Source organism: Marinobacter sp. (assembly GCF_014859525.1).
In the GTDB taxonomy this organism is placed as follows: Bacteria; Pseudomonadota; Gammaproteobacteria; order Pseudomonadales; family Oleiphilaceae; genus Marinobacter.
Genome location: NZ_JACUUB010000023.1, coordinates 13,176 through 37,164, shown reverse-complemented (window position 1 = coordinate 37,164; position 23,989 = coordinate 13,176). Strand labels below are relative to the sequence as shown.

Below are 23,989 nucleotides of genomic sequence, written 5' to 3'. Positions count from 1 at the left end.
CCCCCGGCAGGACTCGAACCTGCTACCTTCCCCTTAGGAGGGGGACGCTCTATCCAGATGAGCTACGGAGGCATTTCAGAAGAGGCGGTATGATAGCGGGCAAGGGCTTGTTGCTCAAGGGGTGTCCGGTTATGGTTGTGGCCTGTCTTTGGTCAGTTAGCCGTTACTATGAAATCGAACCCTTCTCACGTTCTGTCTGTCAGTGTGGTCATGCCTGTCTGGATGGAGGCTGCCGGCATTGAAGAAAGCCTGCGGGCACTCCAGCCCATTCGGCAGGCGGGCCATGAAGTGATTGTGGTAGACGGTGGCAGTTCCGATCGTACCGTCGAACTTGCGCGGCCTCTCTGTGATCATCTGCTGGTCTCGAATCCAGGCCGCGCCATACAGATGAATGCGGGCGCAGACAAGGCTCAAGGCCATCTGATTCTTTTTCTACACGCAGACACCCGTTTGCCCGACGATGCTCTGGCACGCCTTACCAAGGTTTGCCGGGATGATGCTGCCTGGGGTCGTTTTGATGTGCGCCTTAGCGGTGATCGGCGGATGTTCCGTGTGGTGGAGTGGTTTATGAATTGGCGCTCCCGGCTGACCGGGATCTGTACCGGCGACCAGGGCATATTTGTTCGTCGCGATGTATTTGAAACTCTGGGGGGCTTTCGCCCTATGCCCTTGATGGAGGATGTCGAGTTGTCAAAACGCCTGAAACTGATGGCTCGCCCGATGTGTATTGCGTCACCGGTGGTGACCGATAGCCGGCGTTGGGAGCAGGGCGGCGTGTGGCCAACCATTGTGCTGATGTGGCGCTTACGTTGGCGTTATTGGCGTGGCGACACGCCGGAATCCCTGGCAGCTCTCTGGCGGAGGAATGTACGCCATGCAAAACACTGAGAATTCCCCGGCCATGCTGATGCAATTTGCCAAATGGCCCCAGCCCGGCCGGGTTAAAACCCGTTTGATTCCGGCGCTGGGTATTGACGGTGCTTTGCAGGCACACGTTACCCTGAGTCTGGAAGTGCTCGATAACCTTTGTGCGACAGGCTACGACGTCAGTTTTTGGTGGGATCGCCCCCTGGAGCAACCGCCAGAATACGCCTCATCGCTGCTGGCCAATATTGAAGGGGCTGGCCTGCAACAGTATTTTCAACAGGGGGATGATCTGGGGGAGCGTATGTTCCGGGCCTTAACACAGGGTATCGAGACCTATGCAAAAGCTGTCGTGATTGGCAGTGACTGCCCTTCGGTAGATCCGGGCTACGTTCGGTCTGCAATTGTGGCCCTGGACCATGCCGATGTGGTGTTGGGGCCATCGGATGACGGCGGCTATGTGTTGATCGGTGTCCGCAAGTTAACGGCCGATGCTTTGGCGGGGATTGACTGGGGCACGCCGAGGGTATTGGAGCAAACGCTGGCTCGAATGGAAGCAGCGGGGCTCAGTGTGTATGTGCTGGAGCCCCGCTGGGATGTGGATGAGCCAGAAGACTGGGAGCGCTTCCGGCGCATGGTCGGAGAGCGTTAGCCGGGTGTCTTGTCTGGCACTGCTGCCCGTTGGCGCAGTTGTTTGAGGGTTGACCGCGCATCGTCGGTGTCCTCGCCGGTGGTCACCCGCAAAGCCCGGGTGCGATCGATCAGCGCCTCGCGGAACGTCTGCTGAAGCTCTTCCAGAGTGACATCCCGGATGGCATCCGCCAACCGTTCGCGGCTGTCAAAGCGGATATTGCCGCGGTCGATTTCTTGCCAGTAACGGCTGGAGACCTCGCCCAGCTGACGATCTCGTTCCAGTAGCTGACTGATCACAGCCTGCTTCTCTCGTTGCAATCGATCACTGTCTATGTCGTTCAGACGCGCGACAAAACCTTCTGAGAATTCGGCAACCGCCTGGTCAATGGCTTCACCACTGGATTCTGGTGACTGTACAACCAGGCCTAGGGCCGGTGTTTCAAGGATTTCGAAAGCGGTGGCATAGACAATGTACCCAAGCTGGCGGGTGGTCCGGATATCTTCATAGAACGGACTGCTGAGAATTTGCGCCAACAGGCGGTAACGCGCCCGCTCTTCATACGACGTGTTGTTGCCTTGCAGATAAAGTGTGTAGCCGGTGTCTGGGTGTTCTACGTTCAGAATGGCGGCAGCTTGGCCCGCGGGCAGTTGCCGTATGCGAGAACGATCCACAACCGTGCGTTCGCGCCCGTCCAGCACCATGGCCTGAACTTGACGGGCCATGTTCAGAGTAGAGGCTTCGGTCAGATTGCCGTGAGCCAGCATGACGGGATCGGTTTTGGCCACCAGATCAGTCCCGAATGATTCCAGTTCTGCCAGTGTGACACCCCTGGCTGCGTCCAGTTTATCTGCGACCGGGAACGTGCCGTCGATCAGTGCGATTTGAACGAATTCGGAGGTTTGCTGTACCGGACGATCTTTGGCTTTGTTCTCCAGGCCATCGATCAGCCGTTGACGGGCAATCTGGAAGCGCTGCTCCGTGAAGTCGGGATCGGCAAACTCCAGCAGTATCCGGTTAACCAGTTTGTGCAGCTTGTCGTTGTAGCCGCCTACCCGGATGGCGACACCGCGCAGGTGGGGATAAATGCTGTAATCCAGCCCTGCCAGGCGCGCCGAATAAGCCCAGGCGTTCACGTTGGTATCGATAGCATCGACCAGCAGTTGGGTAAGCACTTCGTTACGGGCAGAAGCCCTTGCTTTGGGGGTGCGCAGGCTGATGAACACATTGGCTTTGGGCGTGTTGAAGCGGGTGTCTCTGGCGTACCAGATATCCAGGCCGTCGAGTGTGCCCAACTGAACCGGATGAGCCATGCTCTGGCCGGGCACCAGGTCCAGGTTTTCAGGCACGAACGGATTGGTACCTGGCAGGCTTAGTTGGTCTGCAAGGGCAGCATCTACCTCCTCTGGCACCGACAGCGGCTCACGATGCCACTGGGTCTCATACCATTTGGTAATGAGTGGCGTTTTAAAATTCCGGTTGGGTGCAGACACCCATACCTTGAGATTATCCGGTGTCAGATGGTCCAGAATCGCCTGATATTGCTCCGGAGCAAAGCGGTCCATGAGCCAGGGGGCGCTCAATACATCGGCGGGTGGGTAGTCACGAAGCAAGCTGGACAGTCGCATGGCCTCGCGCATGGGTTCGCTGCGTTCACGGAAGCGAAAATCAATGACCGCGAGTTGCTTCATTTCGTCAAAGCGTTGCTGGCTGATGCCTTTGGCGCGGATCTGATCAATATAGCGAAACGCCAGGGCAATGATGTCGTCCTGCTTGTCCAGCCCTTCTCGGGTGAGTGACATTCGGACGTCCAGGGTGGCGTGTTCTCCGGTATCCATGCCCAGGCCGGCAGACAGCGCTTCAACCAAACCGGCTTTCTTTAACGTATCGAACAAGCTGCCGGGACCCTCATGACCGAGCAAGTTGGCGATGTAAGATGCCGGTTTGGTGCGGTAATTGTCGCGCTGCGATGGAATGGGAAATGACAGAGTCAGGCTGCGGGAATCTCGCAGGCTCTCTGCAGTGATGCGCTCGGGTAACCGGCGATTATCGTACAACGATTGAACGTGGGTTTTGATCGTCAGGTTACGGTTTTCAATAGCAGTGAAACGTTGGCGAACCATGTCTTCGAGCTGATCCAGCGATTGTGGACCATAGACGGCTAGCGTCATGATGTTGGCTGAATACTTATCGTGCCAGAACTGGATAAGATCAGGCCTGAGTGGGTTGTCTTCTGTGTTTTCCAGGGTTGTCAGATTGCCAACAGCAAACTGGCTGAAGGCATGGTCTGGATTGCCACCGGCTTTGCGGACGGACAGAAAGCGACGGCCATCTTCTTTCAGTTTGGCGGTGTATTCGGAGTGCACCGCATTACGCTCGCGGTCGACCAGTTCTGGCGTGAACAATGGGTGGGAAAATTGCTGGGCAAACCGATCCAGGGCTGGCTCCAGAAAATCCGCCTCGACATCAAAAAAGTAGTTGGTGTCTGCAAAGGCGGTGAATGCGTTGTGGCTGCCCCCGTGGCTGCGGATAAATTGCTGATATTCACCCGGATCCGGGTACTTTTCAGTACCCAGGAACAACATGTGCTCCAAAAAATGCGAGAGGCCCTCCCGTTCAGCGGGATCATCGCCACTGCCGACAGCGACGTTCATGGATGCTGCGGCTTTATCGGCATCCGGATCGGAGGCGAGAATCACCCGCAAGCCATTGTCCAGCTCCAGGTAGCGGTACTCGTTTGGATCATTCGGGCTTTTGGTTGGCGATACGCTGGCCACCGCCAGGGTGCTGAGCAAAGCAATGCCGAGCATGAACAATAGAAAAAACGAGAAGCGTTGCAGACGATGGAACTCGGGGCGTTCGGCAGTCATGGGGCCTCTTTTCTTTGGTGGTTCAAAGGATAACGGTGGTGTCAGTGCATAGATCCGGTCTTGGTGCTGGCGGGTTGCTGCTCCAGCGTCTGGCGAGCCAGACTGGCGGCTTTGTCAGCATCCAGTTCACCAGAGGCAATGCGCTCCAGCACGGTAGCCATGATGGCAACGGACTGTCGGTAGTCGGCAAATTCCGCCTGAAACGCCTTGTCGATGGCCTGGTAGACGGCCTGAATCTTGTCTTCCCGGCTGCCCTTGTCGGCCGCGGTATCGTTGATGGCCTTAAGGCAGGCGCGGGCGATAGCGATGTAGCGTTCGGTATTCGGCGTATTGTTGCTCATGCGGGTTGGATAAACCTCGTTGTCGTGGCTGATGAGTGACGCCCTCAGGCGCAGAAAGTTCCTGATTATCGCATTGCGGGGCTTTGCTTGCATTGCCCTTCGGTAATTGTGGTCAGCAAGGCCACCGTCGCCGTTTACTGTGCTAATCTCAAACTCAGTGTGTCGATATTCCAGACATTTGCTGTCAGGCGGGGTTCTGGATTAGAGTAATAGCTCTAACAAAAACAAAGGGTTACAGAGTAAATGCTCTAAAAAAGTTCGATACATGAAAGTTGCAATTAAGTAGAATGCCGGACAATGGATTGCAGATTACGACTTTAGTCTTATCTGCGCTGGCCAAACGACAACAACAGAGCAACAGGCAGGACGGATTATCTATGAATTATTTCCTGACAGGCGGCACCGGTTTTATCGGTCGTTTTCTGGTAGAAAAGTTACTGGCACGTGGTGGCACCGTTCATGTCCTGGTACGTGAACAGTCCCAGGATAAACTGGCCAAACTGCGTGAACGCTGGGGTGTCGATGACTCCCGGGTGAAGGCAGTGATCGGGGATCTCACCAGCAAGAATTTGGGCATTGATGCCAAGACCCTGAAATCCCTGAAGGGCAATGTGGATCATTTCTTCCATCTTGCCGCCGTGTACGATATGGGCGCAGATGAAGACGCCCAGGCCGCCACCAATATCGAAGGTACCCGCGCTGCGGTTCAGGCTGCAGATGCCATGGCAGCCAAGCATTTCCATCATGTGTCTTCCATCGCTGCTGCAGGGTTGTTCAAAGGTATTTTCCGCGAGGACATGTTTGAGGAAGCGGAGAAGCTGGATCATCCTTATCTGCGCACCAAGCACGAGTCTGAGAAAGTGGTGCGCAACGAGTGCAAGGTTCCGTTCCGGATCTATCGCCCGGGCATGGTCATCGGTCACTCCGAGACCGGCGAGATGGACAAGGTTGACGGTCCCTATTATTTCTTCAAGATGATTCAGAAAATCCGCCATGCGCTGCCGCAATGGATGCCGACCATCGGTATCGAAGGCGGTCGACTGAACATTGTGCCGGTAGATTTTGTGGTTAACGCCCTGGACCACATTGCGCATCTCGATGGTGAGGACGGCAAGTGTTTCCACCTTGTCGATTCCGATCCTTACAAGGTGGGTGAGATTCTCAACATCTTCAGCGAAGCCGGTCACGCGCCCAAAATGGGCATGCGGATTGATTCCCGTATGTTTGGTTTTATTCCGCCGTTCATTCGTCAGAGCTTGAAAAACCTGCCGCCTGTTAAACGACTGACAGCCGCAGTGCTTGATGACATGGGTATTCCGCCGTCGGTGATGTCTTTCATCAACTACCCGACGCGGTTTGATGCCCGTGAAACGGAACGGGCCCTGAAGGACACCGGCATTGCCGTGCCACGCCTGACCGATTACGCACCGGTTATCTGGGACTTCTGGGAACGTAACCTGGACCCCGATCTGTTCAAAGATCGCACACTGCGCGGAACCGTTGAAGGTCGGGTTTGCGTGGTTACCGGGGCAACATCCGGCATTGGGCTGGCGACGGCCGAGAAGTTGGCCGATGCTGGCGCTATTCTGGTGATTGGTGCGCGTACGGCCGAAAATCTGAACGAGGTAGCGGCGCAGCTTGAGGCTCGTGGTGCCAGCGTGCATGCTTATCAGTGCGATTTCTCAGACATGAACGCCTGCGACGAGTTTGTAAAAACCGTTCTGGACAACCATGGCCACGTGGACGTGCTGATCAACAACGCTGGCCGTTCGATCCGCCGGTCATTGGATCTGTCTTTCGATCGCTTCCACGACTTTGAGCGCACCATGCAGCTGAACTATTTCGGCTCGGTGCGACTGATCATGGGCTTCTCTCCCAAGATGCTGGAGCGTCGCCGCGGTCACATTGTGAACATTTCCTCGATCGGGGTGTTGACCAACGCGCCCCGGTTCTCGGCTTACGTCGCCTCCAAGTCTGCGCTGGATGCCTTTAGCCGGTGTGCTGCTTCTGAGTGGTCTGATCGCAATGTGACCTTTACGACGATCAATATGCCGCTGGTGAAAACGCCGATGATCGCGCCCACCAAACTCTACGATTCTGTGCCGACGCTGTCGCCGGATGAGGCTGCGACTATGGTGGCCGATGCCATCGTGTATCGCCCGAAGCGTATCGCAACCCGGCTGGGTATCTTCGCCCAGGTTCTTCACGCTCTGGCGCCAAAGATGGCGGAGATCGTTATGAACACTGGTTACCGTATGTTCCCGGATTCTCCGTCTGCTGCTGGCAGCAAGTCTGGAGAGAAGCCCAAGGTGTCTTCTGAGCAGGTAGCGTTTGCGGCTATCATGCGCGGCATCTACTGGTAATTGGGACTCTGGACATTAAAAAACCCGCTTCGGCGGGTTTTTTAATGTTTGCGGTAAGGGGTATTTACTCTTCGTCGTTGCTGATTATTGGGGGCGGGAAGCCTCCAAGCTCTTTCCAGCGGTTGACGATTCCGCAGAACAGATCGGCGGTTTTTTCGGCATCATAAGCCGCCGAGTGCGCCTCTTTGTTGCTGAACGGAATGCCGGCCAGTTTGCAGGCCTGCGCCAAAACCGTGTGGCCGTAGGCCAAACCGGCCAGAGCGGCCGTATCAAATGTTGAAAATGGATGGAACGGATTGCGCTTGATGTCGGCGCGAAGAGCGGCTGCAAACACAAAGTTGTGGTCAAAGGTGGCGTTATGGCCAACCAGAACGGCACGCTTGCAGTCGTGCTCTTTGACCGCCTTGCGGATGGGTGAAAAGATCTCGCTCAGGCCTTCACGTTCCGGTACGGCTTCTCGCTCTGGGCTCCAGGGATCAATACCGGTAAAGTCCAGCGCCGACTGCTCCAGGTTGGCACCCTCGAAAGGGTCGATTTGCTGCAGGAAGGTTTCGCCCCGGCGTACCCAGCCATCGTCGTCCATGGTGACCAGGACAGCGGCGATTTCCAGCAGGGCATCCCGTTCGGGATTAAAGCCGGCGGTTTCAACATCCACAACCACCGGCAAAAAGCCACGGAAGCGACGGGACATAGGGTGTGGCGGTTTGTTTTCGTCTGACACTCGAACTCCGATGTTCGCGGTTTGAATTTAAGGTGGTTCAGGCCATGCGCCAGTGAACGGTTTCACCGGCTTTAAGAGGCACGATGGTGCCATCAGCCAAGGGTAGTTGCTCTGGCATGGTCCAAGGCTCGCGCACCAGGGTAATGGTGTCGGTGTTTCTTGGCAGACCATAGAAGTCTGCGCCATTGAAGCTTGCAAACGCCTCCAGCTTGTCCAGAACACCCAGCTCCTCGAAAATGTCGGCGTACAGCCCGATTGCACCGTAGGCTGAATAACAGCCGGCACATCCACATGGCGCTTCTTTTTTGTCGGTGGCATGGGGTGCAGAGTCTGTACCCAGGAAAAAACGCGAGTCACCGCTGGCAATGACGTCTCTCAAGGCCGTTTGGTGAACGTTACGCTTGAGAATGGGCAGGCAGTAAAGGTGGGGCCGAATGCCTCCGACGAGCATATGGTTACGGTTGTACATTAAATGCTGAGGCGTCAGCGTTGCTGCCAATTTGCCGTTGCTTTGACTGCGCACGAATTCGGCAGAGTCTGCGGTGGTGATGTGCTCTAGAACCACTTTCAGCGAAGGAAAGGCCTCAATAGTAGGGGCCAGTACGCGTTCCAGAAACACCTTCTCACGATCAAAGATGTCAATATCGGCATCGGTAACTTCACCGTGTACCAACAGCAGCATGCCGCAATCTGCCATCGCCTCCAGCACCGGGTAGATGTTGCGAATATCGGTCACACCTGAGGCAGAGTTGGTAGTGGCTCCGGCCGGGTAGAGCTTGGCCGCAACAACGCCCGCCGCCTTGGCTGAGTGGATGTGTTCGGCGGTGGTGCTCTCGGTCAGGTAAAGGGTCATGAGCGGCTCAAAACCGGTGTGGCCGGCGGCAGCCACAATCCGCTCCCGATAGGCCGAAGCGGCGGCTGCATCGGTAACCGGGGGAGCCAGGTTAGGCATGATAATGGCCCGACCAAAGCAGGCCGCGGTTGCCGGCACCACGCTATTCAGTACCGCACCGTCACGAACATGCAGATGCCAGTCATCAGGGCGGGTAATGGTCAGTTCTTGAGTCATGAAGCATCCGTAGCGCAGTAACACTTTGGCGAATTATATCAGAAGGCAGAGTGGAATGTTTTCGGTATTCCGCAAGGTTCGGCGCTCAAGTAATGCGATGGCCAGTCGTTAAACAAGCATGTTACTGCGAGTGTTCGTTATTGGGGTGTCATGATTATGACTATGTCGGTTCGCCAACGATGGTTCCGCAAGCTGACCGGCTTGGGGGCGATGCTATTGTCTGCAGGCCTTGGCTCGCAGACCCTGGCCTCAAGTTATGGAGCAGGCATTGAAAACAGCCAGTGGTATTTGTCGGAATCGGTGTTCGAGTGCTCACTGGTTCACGACGTGCCAGGGTATGGCCGGGCCGTTTTCAGTCATCGGGCCGGTGAAAGCCTCACCTTTTTTCTGGAATCGGAAACGCCCATGATGCGTCCGGGTCGTGGCCAATTGGTGGTAGAAGCCCCATCCTGGCGACCCGGGATAGCGCCACGGCCAATCGGTGCGGTGACCGTGTCAGACAGTCGTCGAGCGATCACGGTAGGCAATCGTGAGGCCACTCTGATGGCGCAAGGCTTGCTCCAGGGGATGCGGCCGACGATGACGCGTGCTGCCTGGTACGATGACCGTCCGGTGCGTGTTCATCTTTCCAACGTGAACTTTTCAGGCCCCTATTCTGGCTATCGGGAGTGCGTATCTGGCCTGTTGCCTGTTAATTATGACCAGATTCGCCGCTCCCGGGTGCCGTTTGCCAGTGGAAGTACCAGCCTCTCGGATGCAGATCGGCAGCTGTTAGACAATATCGTGACCTATGTCATGGCAGATTCCACCGTCGAAAGAGTATTCGTTGATGGGCACTCAGACAGTGTGGGCAGCCGCATTGACAACCGGGCATTGTCAGAGGAGCGGGCCAATGTGGTGGCTGACTATCTGCGCTCCCGGGGAATGCATGAGGACCTTTTGATCGTTCGTGCTCAGGGTGATCAGTTCCCGGTGTCCCGCCGCCACGCCGACAATCGTCGGACCACCATCCGGCTGCAGAGGCAGGGTGAACGATCGGATTTACAGCAGGCCAATGGTCCCGGAACAGGATTCTCTGGCTGAGACATCGCTTTTAGTAAACGGTGCTCAGCAGGTCCAGATGCGCGGTGACACTCTCTGCCAGGGCTTTCAGGTGGTAGCCACCCTCGAGCGTTGAGATGATGCGATCGTTGGCGTGATCGTGTGCCACGCTGATCAACATTTCGGTCAGCCAGCGGTAATCGTTCACTTCCAGATTCAGTTCGGCCATCGGGTCGAGCCTGTGGCCATCAAATCCGGCCGATATCAGCACCAATTGGGGTCTGAAATCCTGCAGCTTTTTCAGCCACCCGGCCTCGACGGCTTTCCGGTAATCCAGCGCAGAGCAATTGGACTCTATGGGTATATTGACGATGTTGTCGGCTTGCCGGTGCACATGGGAGTGCGGATAGAATGGATGCTGGAAGCTGGAACACATCAGTATGCGCTCATCACCACCGACAATATCCACCGTGCCGTTGCCCTGGTGAACGTCAAAGTCGATGATGGCGACCCGTTCCAGGTGGTGGAAGGTGAGGGCGCGCATGGCGGCCAGGGCGACGTTGTTGTAAAAGCAGAAGCCCATGGACTTGGCGCGTTCGGCATGGTGTCCCGGCGGTCGGGCGCAGACGAACGCATTGGTCACCTGACTGCTCATCACCATATCGACTGCCTGAATGTTGCCCCCGGCCGCCAATCGGGCGGCCCGTAAGGTGTCTGGCATCATGGCCGTGTCGGGATCGGTGAACACCCGCCCGCGGGTCGGCTGGATCATATCCAGCTGTTGCAGATAGGTTTCCGGGTGCACCATCAGCAGTTGGTCGCGGGTGATCTCTTCCGGTTTCACCCAGTCCAGGTCTTGCTCCAAATGGGTGTCGGCCAGATACGCCAGGATGGTTGAAATACGCTCCGGGCTTTCCGGGTGTTCCGGGCCCATGTTGTGTTTCATGCAGTCATCGTGGGAAAAAAATGCCGTGGTCATACGTGTCGTCTGTGCCCGAATAAACTTATTATTTTTGATATGTTATCAGGGATAACCGAAGTCTGTCGTGTTTCTTTGGTCTAATGGCTGTGATTGCGGATTTACATCAGTAAATACCCATCTAAGATAAGGTATACATTGATAAGTAACCCGTATTGTTGAGATTCTTGTCAAAATTACAGTAGCCCACGGCCACGGAGAATCAACTTGAGTACCCGCTATCTGGAAAGCCTGTTCAACCCCGAATCCATTGTTGTGGTTGGTGCATCCGAGCGGGCCGACAATCTGGGGGGGATGGTTCTAAGAAACCTGCTGGGTGGCGGTTATCCCGGTCGCTTGGTGGTGGTTAATCAAACGCACTATGACAACGTGCATGGGGTTTCCTGCGTCAAGAAAGTCTCCAAGTTGGATTTCAGCCCTGATCTGGCCATCATCTGTACACCGCCGGATACCGTTCCCAAGATGATTCGCAAGCTCGGTGAGTGTGGGGTAAGAACGGCCATAGTTATGACCGGCGGAATGTCTCGTACTCATAGCAAAACAGGCCAGCCGTTGATGTATTCCGTGCGGGATGCCGCCCGGGAAACCGGTATCCGGGTGCTTGGCCCTAATACCATTGGCTTGATGGTTCCGGCCCGGCATCTGAACGCCACCTACGCCCACATGGGTGCGATCCCGGGCCGGGTGGCTTTTGTTGGTCAGTCTGGCACCATTGCCAGCTCCGTGATTGACTGGGCCTTTGCCCGAGGCGTCGGGTTTTCCTATTTCCTGACTCTGGGAGATGGTATGGACATCGATCACGACGATCTGATCGATTATCTCGCCCAGGATACCCAGACCCGTGCCATCCTGTTGCACATCGAGAACATCCCCAATCCGCGCCGGTTTATGTCGGCGGTTCGGGTTGCGTCCCGCACCAAACCAGTCATTGCTGTTAAATCCGGGCGGGTGCCAGAATCGGAGTGGTTTGCCCATAAGCTGCCCGCCGGCATCACGCGCTCAGATCCGGTTTACGATGCGATGCTGCAGCGTGCCGGTGTGTTGCGTGTCGATGGCCTTGGGCAAATGTTTGATGCACTGGAAACACTGACCCGTATGCGGCCACTCCGTCGGGAATCGCTGGCCATCATGGCCAACGGTGTGGGCCCGGGCGTGCTGGCGGTTGATCGGCTGGCGGATCTTGGTGGGGAGTTGGCTGAGCTATCGAAAACCTCCATTGACGCCCTGGCCGAGCTTTTGCCGCCGTACTGGACTCGTAAAAACCCGGTTGATCTTAACTACGATGCCAGCCCGGAACTCTACGGTCAGGCCATCAAGATTCTCGCCAAGGATCCGAATGTCGCCAATGTATTGGTGATGTACGCCCCAACGCTGGTGCAGGACAGTTTGCGGATTGCCGATGCGGTGGTGCAGGCATCCAAAGGCACGCGTTTGAATATCTTTACCTGCTGGCTGGGGCAGAGCACGGTGATGGATTCCCGGGAGGAGTTTTACCGGGCCGGTTTGCCGTCGTTCTTTAATCCGGAAAAAGCGGTCATGGCTTTTATGCAGCACGTGCGGCATCAACGGGTGCAACGCTTGTTGACGGAAACACCAGAGTCCTTTACCGATCACTTTGCTGACCGGGCCAACACGCGGAGATTGGTCTCCAGGGCGCTTAAAGACGGTCGCAGGCATTTGTCTAATCGCGAAGCGCGCCGGGTGATTGGTGATTATGGCATCAACACCATCGACACCGTGTACTGCGACGATCTGGAAGAAGTACTCGAAGTGTTCGCGGTGGAGCGCCGGCCGATCGATATCGCAGTTGTGCATGAGCAGGCCTGCCATCCCTTTTTGGAATTGAGCCCGACCCAGCGCCGCTATAAGGGAACGGTGAAAATGCTTAACAGCGAACAGGTCATCATCGATACCTGCCGATTTTTGATGGAGGAGTATCGGTCACATTTCCCCCAGAGTGGCTTTTTGGGCTTTGCGGTGCAGCATTCCTATCAACACGTTGGCGGTATTGAGTTTAGCGTGGGTATTACCCGGGACGAATTGTTTGGCCCGCTGGTGGTGTGTGGTGCGGCGGGTGCACAGGTTAACATCATGACCGATCGGCAGATTGCTCTGCCGCCCCTGAACATGGTGTTGGCGCGGGAATTGTTACGCCGCACCTATATGTACAAGTTACTGAAAGAGCACAGCCTTCAACCGGAAGAAGACATCCGGGCAGTGTCTGAGACGCTGGTGACACTGTCGCAAATTGTGATCGACATTCCGGAAATCAAAGGGTTGGAGATCTCTCCACTGCTATTTAATGAGCAGGGCGCGGTGGCGGTGAATATTGCAATCAATCTGGATGATCGGCCGGGGCGGCCTATTATTCAGCCTTATCCACGAGAACTGGAAGAGTGGATTGTGCTGCCAAGGTCCGGACGAAGGGTCATTATCCGCCCGGTGCTGGCGGAGGACGAGCCGGCGCACCGGTCGTTCCACGAGCATCAGTCACCAGAATCCATCCGTTACCGATTTTTCCAGTACCGGAAGCATTTCTCAAGGGAAGACGTGGCCCAGATGGTACAGATCGACTACGACCGGGAAATGGTGTTCATCGCCAATGCGCCTCGCCTGGACGATGAGGGCGAGGAAACGCTGGGCACCGTGCGTACCTGGACCGATGCCGACAACTTGCGTTCTGAGTTTGCCGTTATGGTGGACGACCGCATGAAGGGCGAGGGCCTGGGTGTTGCCCTGATGCAGAAAATGATTGATTACTGCCGGGCCCGAGGCACCATGGAAATGATCGGTAATGTGCTCCCAGACAATCGACCGATGATGCAGCTGGCGGAGCATCTGGGTTTTGAGGCCAAGTATAATCCTGAAGAAGAAGTCATGGACCTGAGGCTGGTGTTGAACGAGCCGGAAAGTGACTGGCAGAAGGAGCGTTTGGGTAAAGGGGGCCACTTGTAGCCCCCTGATCCGTTGTCTTAAGCTTCTTCTTCGACAATGGCGGAACGGTCTTCTCCGCCCAATGCATCGAGCAGTCCCGGAATCATTCGGGACAGCTCCATGGTCATGAGTGTGAAGGCCGCATCAAACTTGGCGACGGCGTCATCGACGTCGACATCGTCGAGCTGATCCTGAAGAGTCTCGCCAAACTTCAGGCGTCGAATGCCCAGTTCTTCGTCCAGTACGAACGAGACATTGTCATCCCAGGTCAGCGATAGCTTGGTCACTTGCATGCCGGCTGCCAGATGGTTGCGGATTTCGTCGGCTTTCAGATCCAGCCCTTTACAGCGCACTACCCCGCCGTCTTCAGACGGATCTTTCAGCTCACACTCGTTGCCAAGAACGACGGTGCCCGGGTGATCGATGGTTTCATTAAGCCAGCCGGTAAAGGTGAACGCCGGGGCCTGTTCTACCGCAGGCGGCCGCACCGGCAGAGAGCCCAGGCTTTTACGAAGAGTAGACGCGAGGTCTTCTGCCTGTTTGGCCGAGCCGGCATCCACCACCAGCACACCATCCTGAGGGGCCAGGTACGCATAGCAGCGCCGGTTGCGGGAGAATGCCTGGGGTAGCATTTCCAGCATCACCTGTTCTTTGATTTCTTCCTTCTCTTTTTTGCGAACCTTGCGGCCCTGATCCAGCTCGATAGCCTCTGCACGCTCTTCCACCGCTTCTTTGACCACCGGCCCCGGCAGGATTTTTTCCTCTTTGCGCAGGGCAATCAGGTGGTAGCCGTTGGCACTGTGAACCAGTTGGTCTCCGTGCTTGCCCAGAGGTGGCACCCAACCCTGACGAATGGTTTCTTGTGGACCACAGGGCTTGAAAGCGTCAGCTCTCAGCTTTTCTTCCAGAGCTTCGGGGGTGATGTCGAAGGGTTTGGTGAAACGGAAAACTCGTGCGTTACGAAACCACATGCGGTTTGAATCCTTGCTGTCAGTTCAGAGCGTTGCAATAGGGGAAAGGATAATACGGCCACAGGGCAGTGGCCGTAAAGTGACGGGTATCCGGGCAGGTCAGATCTGCATAATCTCGACCAGTATGGTTTTCACGATAAAGCCGACAACGCCTGCACCCAATATGGTAAACAGGGCAATGGTGCCAAACCTACCCGCCTGGGATTTTTTTGCCAGGTCCCAGACAATGAAACCCATCCAGACAATAAGACCCGTCAGAAACACCATCATGGCGATCTGGGAGAAAACTGCTTCGTTCATGGTTACTCCGATATCAACTGAAACCGCTACTGTTGATCCCGCAGGAAAACCCAGTTGTTCTTATCGGATTGGTCTTCGCTGAAGTAATAACCCTCAAGATTGAAACCCTTGAGGTCGTCGGCCTGGGTGATGCGGTTCTGAATAGCAAAACGGCACATCAGCCCTCGGGCTTTTTTTGCATAAAAACTGATCATCTTGTATTGGCCGTTCTTCCAGTCTTTGAACTGCGGTGTGACCAGCCGGCCCTCAAGATCTTTCTTCTTCACGCTTTTGAAGTATTCATTGGAGGCAAGGTTCACCAGAACCTGATCGTCTTCTGCCAGTAACCTGTTCAAAGCGTCTGTGAGCTTGCTGCCCCAGAAAGCATAGAGGTCTTTGCCTCGCTGGTTCTCAAACCGGGTACCCATTTCCAGCCGGTAGGGCTGCATCAGGTCCAGCGGTTTCAGCAGTCCATAGAGGCCAGAGAGCATGCGCAAATGCTTCTGGGCAAAGCTGAAATCATCCGCGCTGAAACTCTCCGCATCCAACCCGGTATAGACATCGCCTTTGAACGCCAAAATAGCCTGACGGGCATTGGCCGGAGTAAACGGCGTGCTCCAACTGCGAAAGCGCTCGGCATTCAATTGGCCAAGCTTATCGCTGATGCTCATCAGGTTACTGACCTGGTGAGGCTCCAGACCTTTAAGCTGGTCGATCAGCTCACAGGCGTCGTCCAGAAAATCCGGTTGGGTGTAGGTTTCAGTCGCCAAAGGACTTTCATAATCCAGTGTTTTGGCGGGAGAGATGATCATCAGCATGTCAGCGGATCCTCATTGCAAAAACGTCAGTAACTGGTCCCTGGTGAACGGCCAGTCCAGTTCTTCTCCGGTGTCGTTACGACGAAGCACCGGAATCCGAGTGCCGTAACGCTCTACCAACTCGTCAGACTGGGCGATATCCACCACATCCACCGGGACTGGCGCCGGCATGGGCGTGCTGACCAGCAGAGCCTCAGCCAGTTCACACAGATGGCACTGGGATGTGCTGTAAAACAACAGTTCCATTATTGTTTCGGCTGCGCGTCGAGTTTTTGGCCGTTGACGCCTTGGCTATCTTTACCCATCAGGTACAGATAGACAGGCATCAGCGCCTCCGGGTCTGGATTCTGATTCGGGTTCTCGGCCGGGTACGCCAGCACTCTCATATTGGTACGGGTGGCGCCCGGGTTCAGACTGTTTACCCGAATGTTGTGCCGGGTGTCATCCAGTTCATCGGCCAGCAGTTGGCTCAGCCCTTCCACGGCAAACTTGGAAACGGCGTAAGCGCCCCAATAAGCCCGGGCTTGTCGGCCAACCCCGGAAGACGTGAAAATCATGGAAGCGTCATCGGATTTACGAAGCAACGGGATCATCGCCCGGCTCAGCACAAACGGGGCGATGGCGTTCACCTGCATCACTTTGTTCCAGACGTCCGGATCGTAGAGCTCAACCGGGCTGCGCGAACCCAGAATGCCTGCATTGTGCAGCAGGCCATCGAGACGGCCAAAGTTTTCTTCGAGCGTCATGGCGAGCTCTTCGTATTCTTTGATCGCGGCGCCCTCAAAGTTCATGGGTACGATAGCGGCTTGAGGGTGACCCGCGGCTTCGATCTCGTCATACACCTCTTCCAGCTTGGCCACAGTACGGCCAACCAGGATCACGGTAGCGCCATGGGCGGCGTAGGTTTTGGCGGCAACACGGCCAATGCCGCTGCCGGCGCCGGTTACCATGACAATGCGGTCTTTCAAAAGATCGGCGGGTGCCTGGTAATCATGCATAACCTGTCTCCGTATTCGGGCGGTCACTGGCCAACCTAGGGCCGATGACGAATAGTGATGGGCGCTATTGTAACAGTTTTGCCAGATCGGCGACGGTGTCTGCGATGACATCGGCTTGCCAAAGATCAACAGACTCCGGCTGCTCGATGTATCCGTAACGGACCGCGATGGTACGCATGCCTGCGTTGCGACCGGCTTCGATGTCACGCTCGTGATCGCCCACGTAGATGGCCTCAGACGGCTCTGCATTAATCTGCTGGCACGCAAGGAATAAGGCTTCCGGGTGCGGCTTGCGTTCGGTAACGTGGTCAGGACAAATGAGTGTGGCGCAGCGCTCGGCCAGGCCGAGGGCTCCGATCAGCGGGGCGGCAAATCGGGCCGGCTTGTTGGTGACGATGCCCCAGGGAATGGCCCTGGTTTCCAGATTTTTCAGCAGTCGATCCATGCCTTCGAACAAGGTGGTTTCTTCTGCGACGCCGGCTTCGTAGAGATCCAGAAATGCCGTGTGTTTTTCCAGGTAACCTTCGTGTTCGGGTTCCAGGCCAAAGCCGACACGGACCATCGCACGGGCGCCATTTGAGACGGAGCGGCGAATTTGTTCTGCGGGCAGCGGTGCCAGGCTGTGCTGTTGGCGCAGTTGGTTCAGGCATCGGATAAAGTCCGGTGCGGTATCAATCAGGGTGCCGTCGAGATCGAAGAGCACCGCAGACGTTTGCTTCTCAGTCTTCACGAATATCCCGCGCGTGCATCAGGTAATTCACATCCACATCCCGGCCCAGTTTGTAAGCCTTGGTAATGAGGTTGTAGGTCATGCCCGTGAGCTCTTGCACGTCCAGGTTGGCATGGCGCAGATAATCCGACATTTCTGAGGGGCGGATAAATTTTTTCCACTCATGGGTGCCTTTGGGCAGCATGTTAAGAACATACTCCGCACCAATAATGGCAAACAGGAAAGATTTCGGGTTGCGATTGATGGTCGATACAAACATGTGCCCGCCTGGGCGCAGCATGGCAGCACAGGCGCGGATGACGGAGGCGGGGTCTGGCACATGCTCAAGCATTTCAAGGCAGGTGACGGCGTCGTATTGGCCGGCATGTTCCGGGTCGAGCGCCAACTCCTCAACGGTGATGCGCCGGTAATCCACTTTGATTCCGGATTCCAGTCCGTGCAGTTTTGCCACAGACAGCGGCGCTTCACCCATATCGATTCCGGTCACGTGCGCACCGCGCAGCGCCATGCCTTCGGACAGCAAGCCGCCGCCGCAACCAACGTCCAGTACCTTTTTGCCAGCCAGGGACACTCTCTCGTCAATGTAGTTGAGGCGCAACGGGTTGATGTCGTGCAACGGCTTGAACTCACTGGTTGGGTCCCACCACCGGCTGGCCAGGGCTTCAAACTTGGCGATCTCGCTGTGGTCTACGTTCTGGTTGCTCATGGTGCTACACCTGATGTGAATAATTAACTGATAATCTGTTTATGCCAGTCGCTGACCCGCAGCATCAGGTCTGGCACGTCGATGCGGGTTAGACGCCCGTCCTGTAACTGAGGTACGCCGTGAATCCAGCTATGGCTTACTGCCCGGCCATGGTTGCTGTAGACCAGATGGGATGCGGGATCATAAACCGGCTGCAGATAAGGGTCGCTCAGGTCAACGGCGATCAGGTCTGCCAGTTTGCCGGCAACCAGTGAGCCGAGCTCATGGTCTCGGCCAAGGGCTCGAGCACCGTTCATGGTGGCCATTTCCAGGGCTCGATGTGCCGATAACGCAGCGGCGTCGCCGGCCACCACTTTGGCGATCATGGCGGCGGTCTTGAGTTCGCCAAACAGGTCCAGGTCGTTGTTGCTGGCGGCGCCGTCGGTGCCAATGGTCACGTTGATGCCGCCATCAATCAGCTGTTGCACCGGGCACAGGCCGCTGGCCAGTTTCAGGTTCGACTCGGGACAATGCACGATGTGAGCGCCAGAGCTGGCAAGCTGCTCAATATCAGAAGCATCAATCTGGGTCATGTGTACGCATTGGGTATTGCTGCCCAAAACGCCCAGCTCGGCCATGCGGGCCAGTGGGCGTTTACCTGAGTTCTTGATGGCGTCTTCTACCTCGAACGCGGTCTCGTGAAGGTGCAGCTGAATGGCCGCGCCGGTCTGGGCAGACAACGCTACCGCTGAGCGTAGCGGCTGATCAGAGATGGTGTAGGGCGCGTGGGGGCCGATGGCCGGCATAATAAAGTTGTCGTTACGCCACTGTTCGATGAGTGCCGCCCCTTTGCGCAGGTATTCGTCTGGTCCGGAACCCCAAACGGTGGGCATATCGATCAAAGGAAAGCACACTTGTGCCCGCATGCCGACGTCATGGGCGGCCTGAGCGGTGATTTCCGGGAAGAAATACATGTCGGAAAACGTCGTGGTGCCGGTGCGCAGCATTTCGGCCATGGCCAGCCGGCTGCCATCCAGTACAAACTGTTCGCTGACAAATTTACCCTCGGCCGGCCAGATGTGGTCGTTCAGCCAGGTCATCAAGGGCAGATCGTCGGCCATGCCCCGGAACAGTGACATGGCGGTGTGGCCGTGCAGGTTGATCAAGCCGGGCAGGACCACATGATTGTTCAAATCAATGGTCTCTCGGGCCCGGTAGGTCTGGTCCGCTTTGGCCTGCGGCAGAACCGCTGCAATCTGGCTGCCTTGAAGGATAACGGCTTGATGTTCCCAAACAACGCCAAACGGTTGCACCGGGATTAGCCAACGGGCGTTGATTCGGATATCGGCTGCGGTGATGGTGTCTGCCGTCATTAACCTGCCTTCGAGTTGCGGGCACAGAAGGGTGCCGGAAAATTCAGAAGTGAAGTATAACCAGCTGCCGTTGGCAGAACTACCCCGGCGGCACACCCGCCCAACAGGCTGTATATCGAGAGGGCATTCTGGTTACATGGCGTTATACTGGCGTTTTATGACATCAATACGGAGTTGATTATGGCAACCGACCCTTCCAGTCGATCAATGGGCACCGTGGCCATGCGCTGGCACGGCGACAGTCTGGAGCTGCTGGATCAGCGTTTGCTGCCTTCGGAAGAGCATTGGATCACCGCTGAAGGTGCATCCGGTGTTGCCCAGTGTATTACCGATATGGTTGTTCGGGGTGCGCCGGCTATCGGTATCAGCGCAGCTTACGGTGTCGCTCTGGCCGCCCGGCATGCCGGGGTCGGCGAGTGGCATTCCGAGATCAACCAGGCTATTCGGGAACTGGCCAAATCTCGACCAACGGCGGTCAATCTGTTCTGGGCACTGGAGCGCATGGAGCAGGTGTTCAATAGCTGTGATTCTCTGGATGACGCCACTAAAAGGCTGGCAGCGGAGGCGGTTCGGATTCATGAGGAAGACCTTGCCGCCAACCTGGCGATGGCTGACCACGCCCTGAATGTGATAAACGCGCAACAGCCGATCTCGGTGCTGACTCACTGTAATACCGGCGCATTAGCGACCGGTGGTTACGGCACCGCGTTGGGCGTGATTCGCCGGCTGCATGAGGCGAGGCTTCTGGAACGGGTATACGCGGACGAAACCCGGCCCTGGTTGCAGGGCAGCAGGCTGACGGCTTGGGAGCTGAGCCGGGATAACATTCCGGTTACGCTCAATGCTGACGGTGCGGCCGCCGCTATTATGGCGTCAGGCAAAGTTAAGTGGGTGATTGTGGGCGCTGACAGGATCACCGCCAATGGCGACGTCGCCAATAAGATCGGCACCTACAGTCTCGCGGTACTGGCAAGGCATCACAAAGTTGGTTTTATGGTGGTGGCGCCGTCCAGCACGGTGGATATGTCGCTGGCATCCGGGCTCGATATCCCGATCGAAGAGCGTGATGGTCTGGAAGTTCGCGAGATCCGGGGCATTCCATTGGCGCCGAAGGGCGTTGACGTGTTTAACCCGGTGTTTGATATGACACCTGCAAGCCTGATCGATGCCATTGTGACCGAGAAAGGCGTCATTCAGAATCCGGATATCACCGGGATGCGGGTTTTATTTTCCTGAAGCAGGGTTCTTCTCCGGGCTTCCCTGGGGCTGAAGGCTCGCTTTCAGCTCTTCTACTTCCTTCTCTTGCTGCTCGATAAAGTGCAAAGACATTTCAAAGCTTTGGCGAGTGAACTCCAACACTTTTCGGAAGCCTTCGTCAGAGAGGTTTCGGGCGTCGTCGTGACGTCTGAAGATGTTGATGAACTCCCGTTCCCGCTCAAACTGCAGCGGAATCCTTCCAACGCCCCAATCATTCAGTAACTGCCAGACTTCCGGGTTGTAGTTGCGGGTGGTGCGCATAATGAAGGGGATGGGGTCGTTTCTGGCGATCAGGGAAGCCAGTCTCAGGATCAGCTCAAAAGAGAGTGTTGAGGTTCCGTTTTCAATGGCTTCAAGCAGAGATTTGTCTTTGAGGTTCAGGGCCTCGCTCATCTCAGACAGGGTTAGCCCGGCAACCTCACGAATGTCTTTCAGCGATTGCCCTGCGCTGAGCATGGCTCGCAGCTGATCCTGGGAGTTGACCAGAGCACGACCCACTCGCAAAGACGTATCGGTCGCCTTGGCGCCCAGGCGAAGCGCAGAACCGGTAAAGCCGGCGATGCGCTCAAAAATGTTGTCGGGCGCTTTGCTCCGACTGTCTGCCCGCTGAATGTCGTCCACTTGCTCCATGGATCGCATGGCGTGCAGTGCGTCCAGCAACATGTCCCGCAGGATGCGGGCGCGCTGGCTGCTATCCTGTCGATCGCCTGTCTCTGGCTCGGCCGTCATCGTTATTGGGTTCCGGTCTTGGCGGCAAACTTTGCCGGGGTCAGGATAGACGCCATGTGCTGATCCAGCTCAAGCAGATCTGCCATGATGTGGCCACCTTCGCGTATAACGAAGTCCAGCTCTTCGTCGGTGTTGTCTGGGTCAGCGGCTTGCTCGGTTTGCCAGTCCTCAAGGGCCTCCAGGGTTTTGAAGGGCGAGTCGCCTCTAAGCTCGCGCCTCGCGTTGGCAATGGTAAGCCGGGTCTGTTCGATTTGATCATGGTGTGCTTTGCGCTCGCCCATGTTCAGGCTGACATAGGTCATTTCACGCTGCTTGGTAAGGAAGTCAATCTCCTGCTGCAGCAGGCTGAACTCAGGGCTGATGGCAAAACGCTCGTCGTGACGCTTGCGCAGCTCATCAATCACGCCGCTGAAATCGAAATAACGGGTGTGGGGTACCGCTTCAATCTGATCCCAGGGTAAGGCATGGTCGAGCGCGTCTTCGCCAATCCGGGTGGTGTCAACCCGGGACGGAATCTCAATGTCCGGAATAACGCCTTTATGCTGAGTGGAACCACCAGAAACCCGATAGAACTTGGACTGGGTGATCTTCAATTGTCCGTGGTTTAGTGGGCGCACGGCCTGAACGGTGCCTTTACCGAAGGTTTGAGAACCCACCACCAGCCCACGGCCATAGTCCTGGATGGCTCCGGCAAAAATTTCCGAGGCAGACGCGCTCATACGGTTGACTAAAACAACCAGCGGGCCGTCGTACGCCACCGATGGGTCTTCATCATTCAATATTTGAATGTCGTTGTTGGCGTTACGGATTTGCACAGTCGGGCCCTTGTCGATGAACAGGCCGACCAGATCATTGGCTTCGTGCAAGGCACCTCCGCCGTTATTTCTGAGATCCATCACGACGCCATCAACGCCCTGCTTGTTGAGGTCTTCGAGCAACCGGCGAACATCGCGTGTGGTGCTTTTGTAATTAGGGTCGCCGGCCTGCATGCCCTGGAAATCTGCATAAAAGGTGGGAATCGTGATGACGCCCACTTTGTACGTTTCACCGGCGCGATCCAGTTCAATAACGTCTTTGCTGGCGCTTTGCTCTTCAAGTTTTACTTCATCGCGACTAATGGCAATGTCGCGGGTGACAGTTTCATCACTGGCATTGGCGGGGATCACTTCAAGAGTCACAGTGGAATTGCGTGGGCCCCGGATCAGGTCCACGACCTCGTCCAGGCGCCAGCCAATCACATTGACCGGTCTTTCGCCTTCTTGCGCTACCGATACAATCCGATCGGCAGGTTGCAATTGCCCCTGTTTGGAGGCGGGACCGCCTGGCACCAGGCGCACAACTTTGGTGTACTCGTTATCTGATTGAAGAACAGCACCAATGCCTTCGAGTGACAGACTCATGTTGATGTTGAAGTTCTCGGAAGTACGCGGCGAGAAGTAGGCAGTGTGCGGGTCCCACATACCGGTGAAAGCGTTCATGTACGCCTGGAAGGCATCTTCACTCCGGGCTTGGTAGGCCCGTTTGAGTTGGCCTTCGTAACGGCGGCGCAGGGTGTCTTCAATGGCTTCATCGTCGGTGCCGTTCAGGCGCTGCGACAGCACGGCGTTCTTGATTCGTTTGATCCAGAGTTCGTCCAGTGCCGCCTGGTCGGCTTCCCAGGGGGCCTCTGAGCGGTCAACGCGAATTCGGTCGTCGGAGTCGAAGTCCAGCTCTCCCAACCCGTTATCAATGATATTCAACGCAAACTGCAGTCGCTGAATGATGCGCTGCTGAACCAGGTTGTAAATATCGAAACCGGGTTGCAGTTGGCCGGTCTTCAGCGCCGAACCCAAACGCGATTTTACCGTTTTCAGTGAGTCGATATCCTCCTGGGTGAGGTAGACGCGCTGGCCATCCAGATATTTGAGGTAGGCATCAAACACATCGCCAGAGAGTGCATCGCTGATGCCCAGATTGCGAAAGTGGGTGAACTGCAGCTGACGGGCAATCAGAATGTTGGCTCTGGCCTGGTCGATGGTGGGCGCGACCGGTTTGTACACTGCCGCGTCGTCAATTTTTGCCTGAACACCGGTAATGCCGGCCATAAACAAGGACAATGTCAGTGCTGTGCACGCGCCCACTTTCCGAATTCGTGACGGCTGTGAATGGCGCTGCATAAAGTTTTCCACAATGGTCATAAAGGCATACCTGACGATACTGGGCGGCTGGAAGTTATTTTCCAGCTTAACATGTTCATACGTCCGTCGTTGTGAACGGACCTTTGAACCACTCATGCTTTGATTGTAGGCAAGCGCCACACCTGTTGCCATAGGCGAGCGGTATCGCTTCGTGACAAT

21 protein-coding genes are annotated in these 23,989 nt (G+C 56.1%); 6 read left to right on the top strand and 15 right to left on the bottom strand.

The window, feature by feature from the left end:
* The first annotated feature begins 168 nt into the window (after positions 1–168).
* Together IBX51_RS07180 and IBX51_RS07175 are read left to right on the top strand one after the other, a co-directional pair.
* Positions 169–888: a TIGR04283 family arsenosugar biosynthesis glycosyltransferase gene (locus IBX51_RS07180; RefSeq protein WP_291830202.1), complete on the top strand. Its 720-nt coding sequence runs from the start codon at positions 169–171 to the stop codon at positions 886–888.
* Positions 875–1,516 (top strand): TIGR04282 family arsenosugar biosynthesis glycosyltransferase, encoded by a 642-nt coding sequence (locus IBX51_RS07175; RefSeq protein WP_291830200.1) that lies wholly within the window; start codon positions 875–877, stop codon positions 1,514–1,516. Before IBX51_RS07180 ends, IBX51_RS07175 begins: the two co-directional genes overlap by 14 nt.
* Here the strand turns inward: IBX51_RS07175 and IBX51_RS07170 are convergent.
* Positions 1,513–4,305: an insulinase family protein gene (locus IBX51_RS07170; RefSeq protein ID WP_291830206.1), complete on the bottom strand. Its 2,793-nt coding sequence runs from the start codon at positions 4,303–4,305 to the stop codon at positions 1,513–1,515. The genes IBX51_RS07175 and IBX51_RS07170 overlap by 4 nt on opposite strands.
* 101 nt (positions 4,306–4,406) lie before the next feature.
* Positions 4,407–4,799: a hypothetical protein gene (locus IBX51_RS07165; protein ID WP_291830198.1), complete on the bottom strand. Its 393-nt coding sequence runs from the start codon at positions 4,797–4,799 to the stop codon at positions 4,407–4,409.
* Positions 4,800–5,083: 284 nt separating this feature from the next.
* On the opposite strand from IBX51_RS07165, the gene IBX51_RS07160 reads away from it, so the two are divergent.
* Positions 5,084–7,069: an SDR family oxidoreductase gene (locus IBX51_RS07160; RefSeq protein WP_291830197.1), complete on the top strand. Its 1,986-nt coding sequence runs from the start codon at positions 5,084–5,086 to the stop codon at positions 7,067–7,069.
* Between the two features lie 64 nt (positions 7,070–7,133).
* On the opposite strand, the gene rnt is transcribed toward IBX51_RS07160, so the two are convergent.
* Positions 7,134–7,790, bottom strand: a complete 657-nt coding sequence (gene rnt, locus IBX51_RS07155) for a ribonuclease T (protein WP_291830195.1) — start codon at positions 7,788–7,790, stop codon at positions 7,134–7,136.
* 37 nt (positions 7,791–7,827) lie between these two features.
* Positions 7,828–8,859, bottom strand: coding sequence for a dihydroorotase (pyrC, locus tag IBX51_RS07150; protein ID WP_291830193.1), 1,032 nt, complete (start codon positions 8,857–8,859; stop codon positions 7,828–7,830).
* A 210-nt stretch (positions 8,860–9,069) separates the two neighbouring features.
* On the opposite strand from pyrC, the gene IBX51_RS07145 reads away from it, so the two are divergent.
* Entirely contained in the window at positions 9,070–9,942 is an 873-nt protein-coding gene (locus tag IBX51_RS07145; RefSeq protein WP_291830204.1) for an OmpA family protein, read from the top strand.
* Positions 9,943–9,952: 10 nt separating this feature from the next.
* Here IBX51_RS07145 and IBX51_RS07140 read toward each other — a convergent pair whose 3' ends face one another.
* Positions 9,953–10,879, bottom strand: coding sequence for a histone deacetylase family protein (locus IBX51_RS07140; protein ID WP_291830191.1), 927 nt, complete (start codon positions 10,877–10,879; stop codon positions 9,953–9,955).
* Positions 10,880–11,086: 207 nt separating this feature from the next.
* On the opposite strand from IBX51_RS07140, the gene IBX51_RS07135 reads away from it, so the two are divergent.
* Positions 11,087–13,834: a GNAT family N-acetyltransferase gene (locus IBX51_RS07135; protein WP_291830189.1), complete on the top strand. Its 2,748-nt coding sequence runs from the start codon at positions 11,087–11,089 to the stop codon at positions 13,832–13,834.
* A 17-nt stretch (positions 13,835–13,851) separates the two neighbouring features.
* Here IBX51_RS07135 and rdgC read toward each other — a convergent pair whose 3' ends face one another.
* The 8 genes from rdgC to IBX51_RS07095 form a co-directional block, all read right to left on the bottom strand.
* A complete protein-coding gene (gene rdgC, locus IBX51_RS07130; protein WP_291830187.1) occupies positions 13,852–14,784 on the bottom strand; it encodes a recombination-associated protein RdgC in 933 nt (310 codons plus the stop codon).
* 99 nt (positions 14,785–14,883) lie between these two features.
* Positions 14,884–15,084, bottom strand: coding sequence for a DUF2788 domain-containing protein (locus IBX51_RS07125; RefSeq protein ID WP_291830186.1), 201 nt, complete (start codon positions 15,082–15,084; stop codon positions 14,884–14,886).
* A gap of 26 nt (positions 15,085–15,110) precedes the next feature.
* On the bottom strand, positions 15,111–15,881 hold the full coding sequence (gene yaaA / locus IBX51_RS07120; protein ID WP_291830184.1) for a peroxide stress protein YaaA: 771 nt from the start codon (positions 15,879–15,881) through the stop codon (positions 15,111–15,113).
* A gap of 12 nt (positions 15,882–15,893) precedes the next feature.
* Positions 15,894–16,127, bottom strand: coding sequence for a glutaredoxin family protein (locus tag IBX51_RS07115; RefSeq protein WP_291830182.1), 234 nt, complete (start codon positions 16,125–16,127; stop codon positions 15,894–15,896).
* On the bottom strand, positions 16,127–16,879 hold the full coding sequence (locus IBX51_RS07110; protein ID WP_291830180.1) for a YciK family oxidoreductase: 753 nt from the start codon (positions 16,877–16,879) through the stop codon (positions 16,127–16,129). Before IBX51_RS07110 ends, IBX51_RS07115 begins: the two co-directional genes overlap by 1 nt.
* A gap of 64 nt (positions 16,880–16,943) precedes the next feature.
* Positions 16,944–17,609, bottom strand: a complete 666-nt coding sequence (gene gph / locus IBX51_RS07105; RefSeq protein ID WP_291830178.1) for a phosphoglycolate phosphatase — start codon at positions 17,607–17,609, stop codon at positions 16,944–16,946.
* Positions 17,599–18,315, bottom strand: a complete 717-nt coding sequence (ubiG, locus tag IBX51_RS07100; protein WP_291830176.1) for a bifunctional 2-polyprenyl-6-hydroxyphenol methylase/3-demethylubiquinol 3-O-methyltransferase UbiG — start codon at positions 18,313–18,315, stop codon at positions 17,599–17,601. Before ubiG ends, gph begins: the two co-directional genes overlap by 11 nt.
* 23 nt (positions 18,316–18,338) lie before the next feature.
* Positions 18,339–19,667: a TRZ/ATZ family hydrolase gene (locus IBX51_RS07095; RefSeq protein WP_291830173.1), complete on the bottom strand. Its 1,329-nt coding sequence runs from the start codon at positions 19,665–19,667 to the stop codon at positions 18,339–18,341.
* A 180-nt stretch (positions 19,668–19,847) separates the two neighbouring features.
* On the opposite strand from IBX51_RS07095, the gene mtnA reads away from it, so the two are divergent.
* A complete protein-coding gene (gene mtnA, locus IBX51_RS07090) occupies positions 19,848–20,903 on the top strand; it encodes an S-methyl-5-thioribose-1-phosphate isomerase (protein WP_291830171.1) in 1,056 nt (351 codons plus the stop codon).
* Here mtnA and IBX51_RS07085 read toward each other — a convergent pair.
* Both IBX51_RS07085 and IBX51_RS07080 read right to left on the bottom strand, forming a co-directional pair.
* Positions 20,892–21,653: a helix-turn-helix transcriptional regulator gene (locus tag IBX51_RS07085; protein WP_291830170.1), complete on the bottom strand. Its 762-nt coding sequence runs from the start codon at positions 21,651–21,653 to the stop codon at positions 20,892–20,894. The two genes, mtnA and IBX51_RS07085, sit on opposite strands and share 12 nt — an antisense overlap.
* A gap of 2 nt (positions 21,654–21,655) precedes the next feature.
* Complete coding sequence (locus IBX51_RS07080) at positions 21,656–23,830, bottom strand: carboxy terminal-processing peptidase (protein WP_291830168.1); 2,175 nt, start codon at positions 23,828–23,830, stop codon at positions 21,656–21,658.
* Between the last annotated feature and the right edge of the window lie 159 nt (positions 23,831–23,989).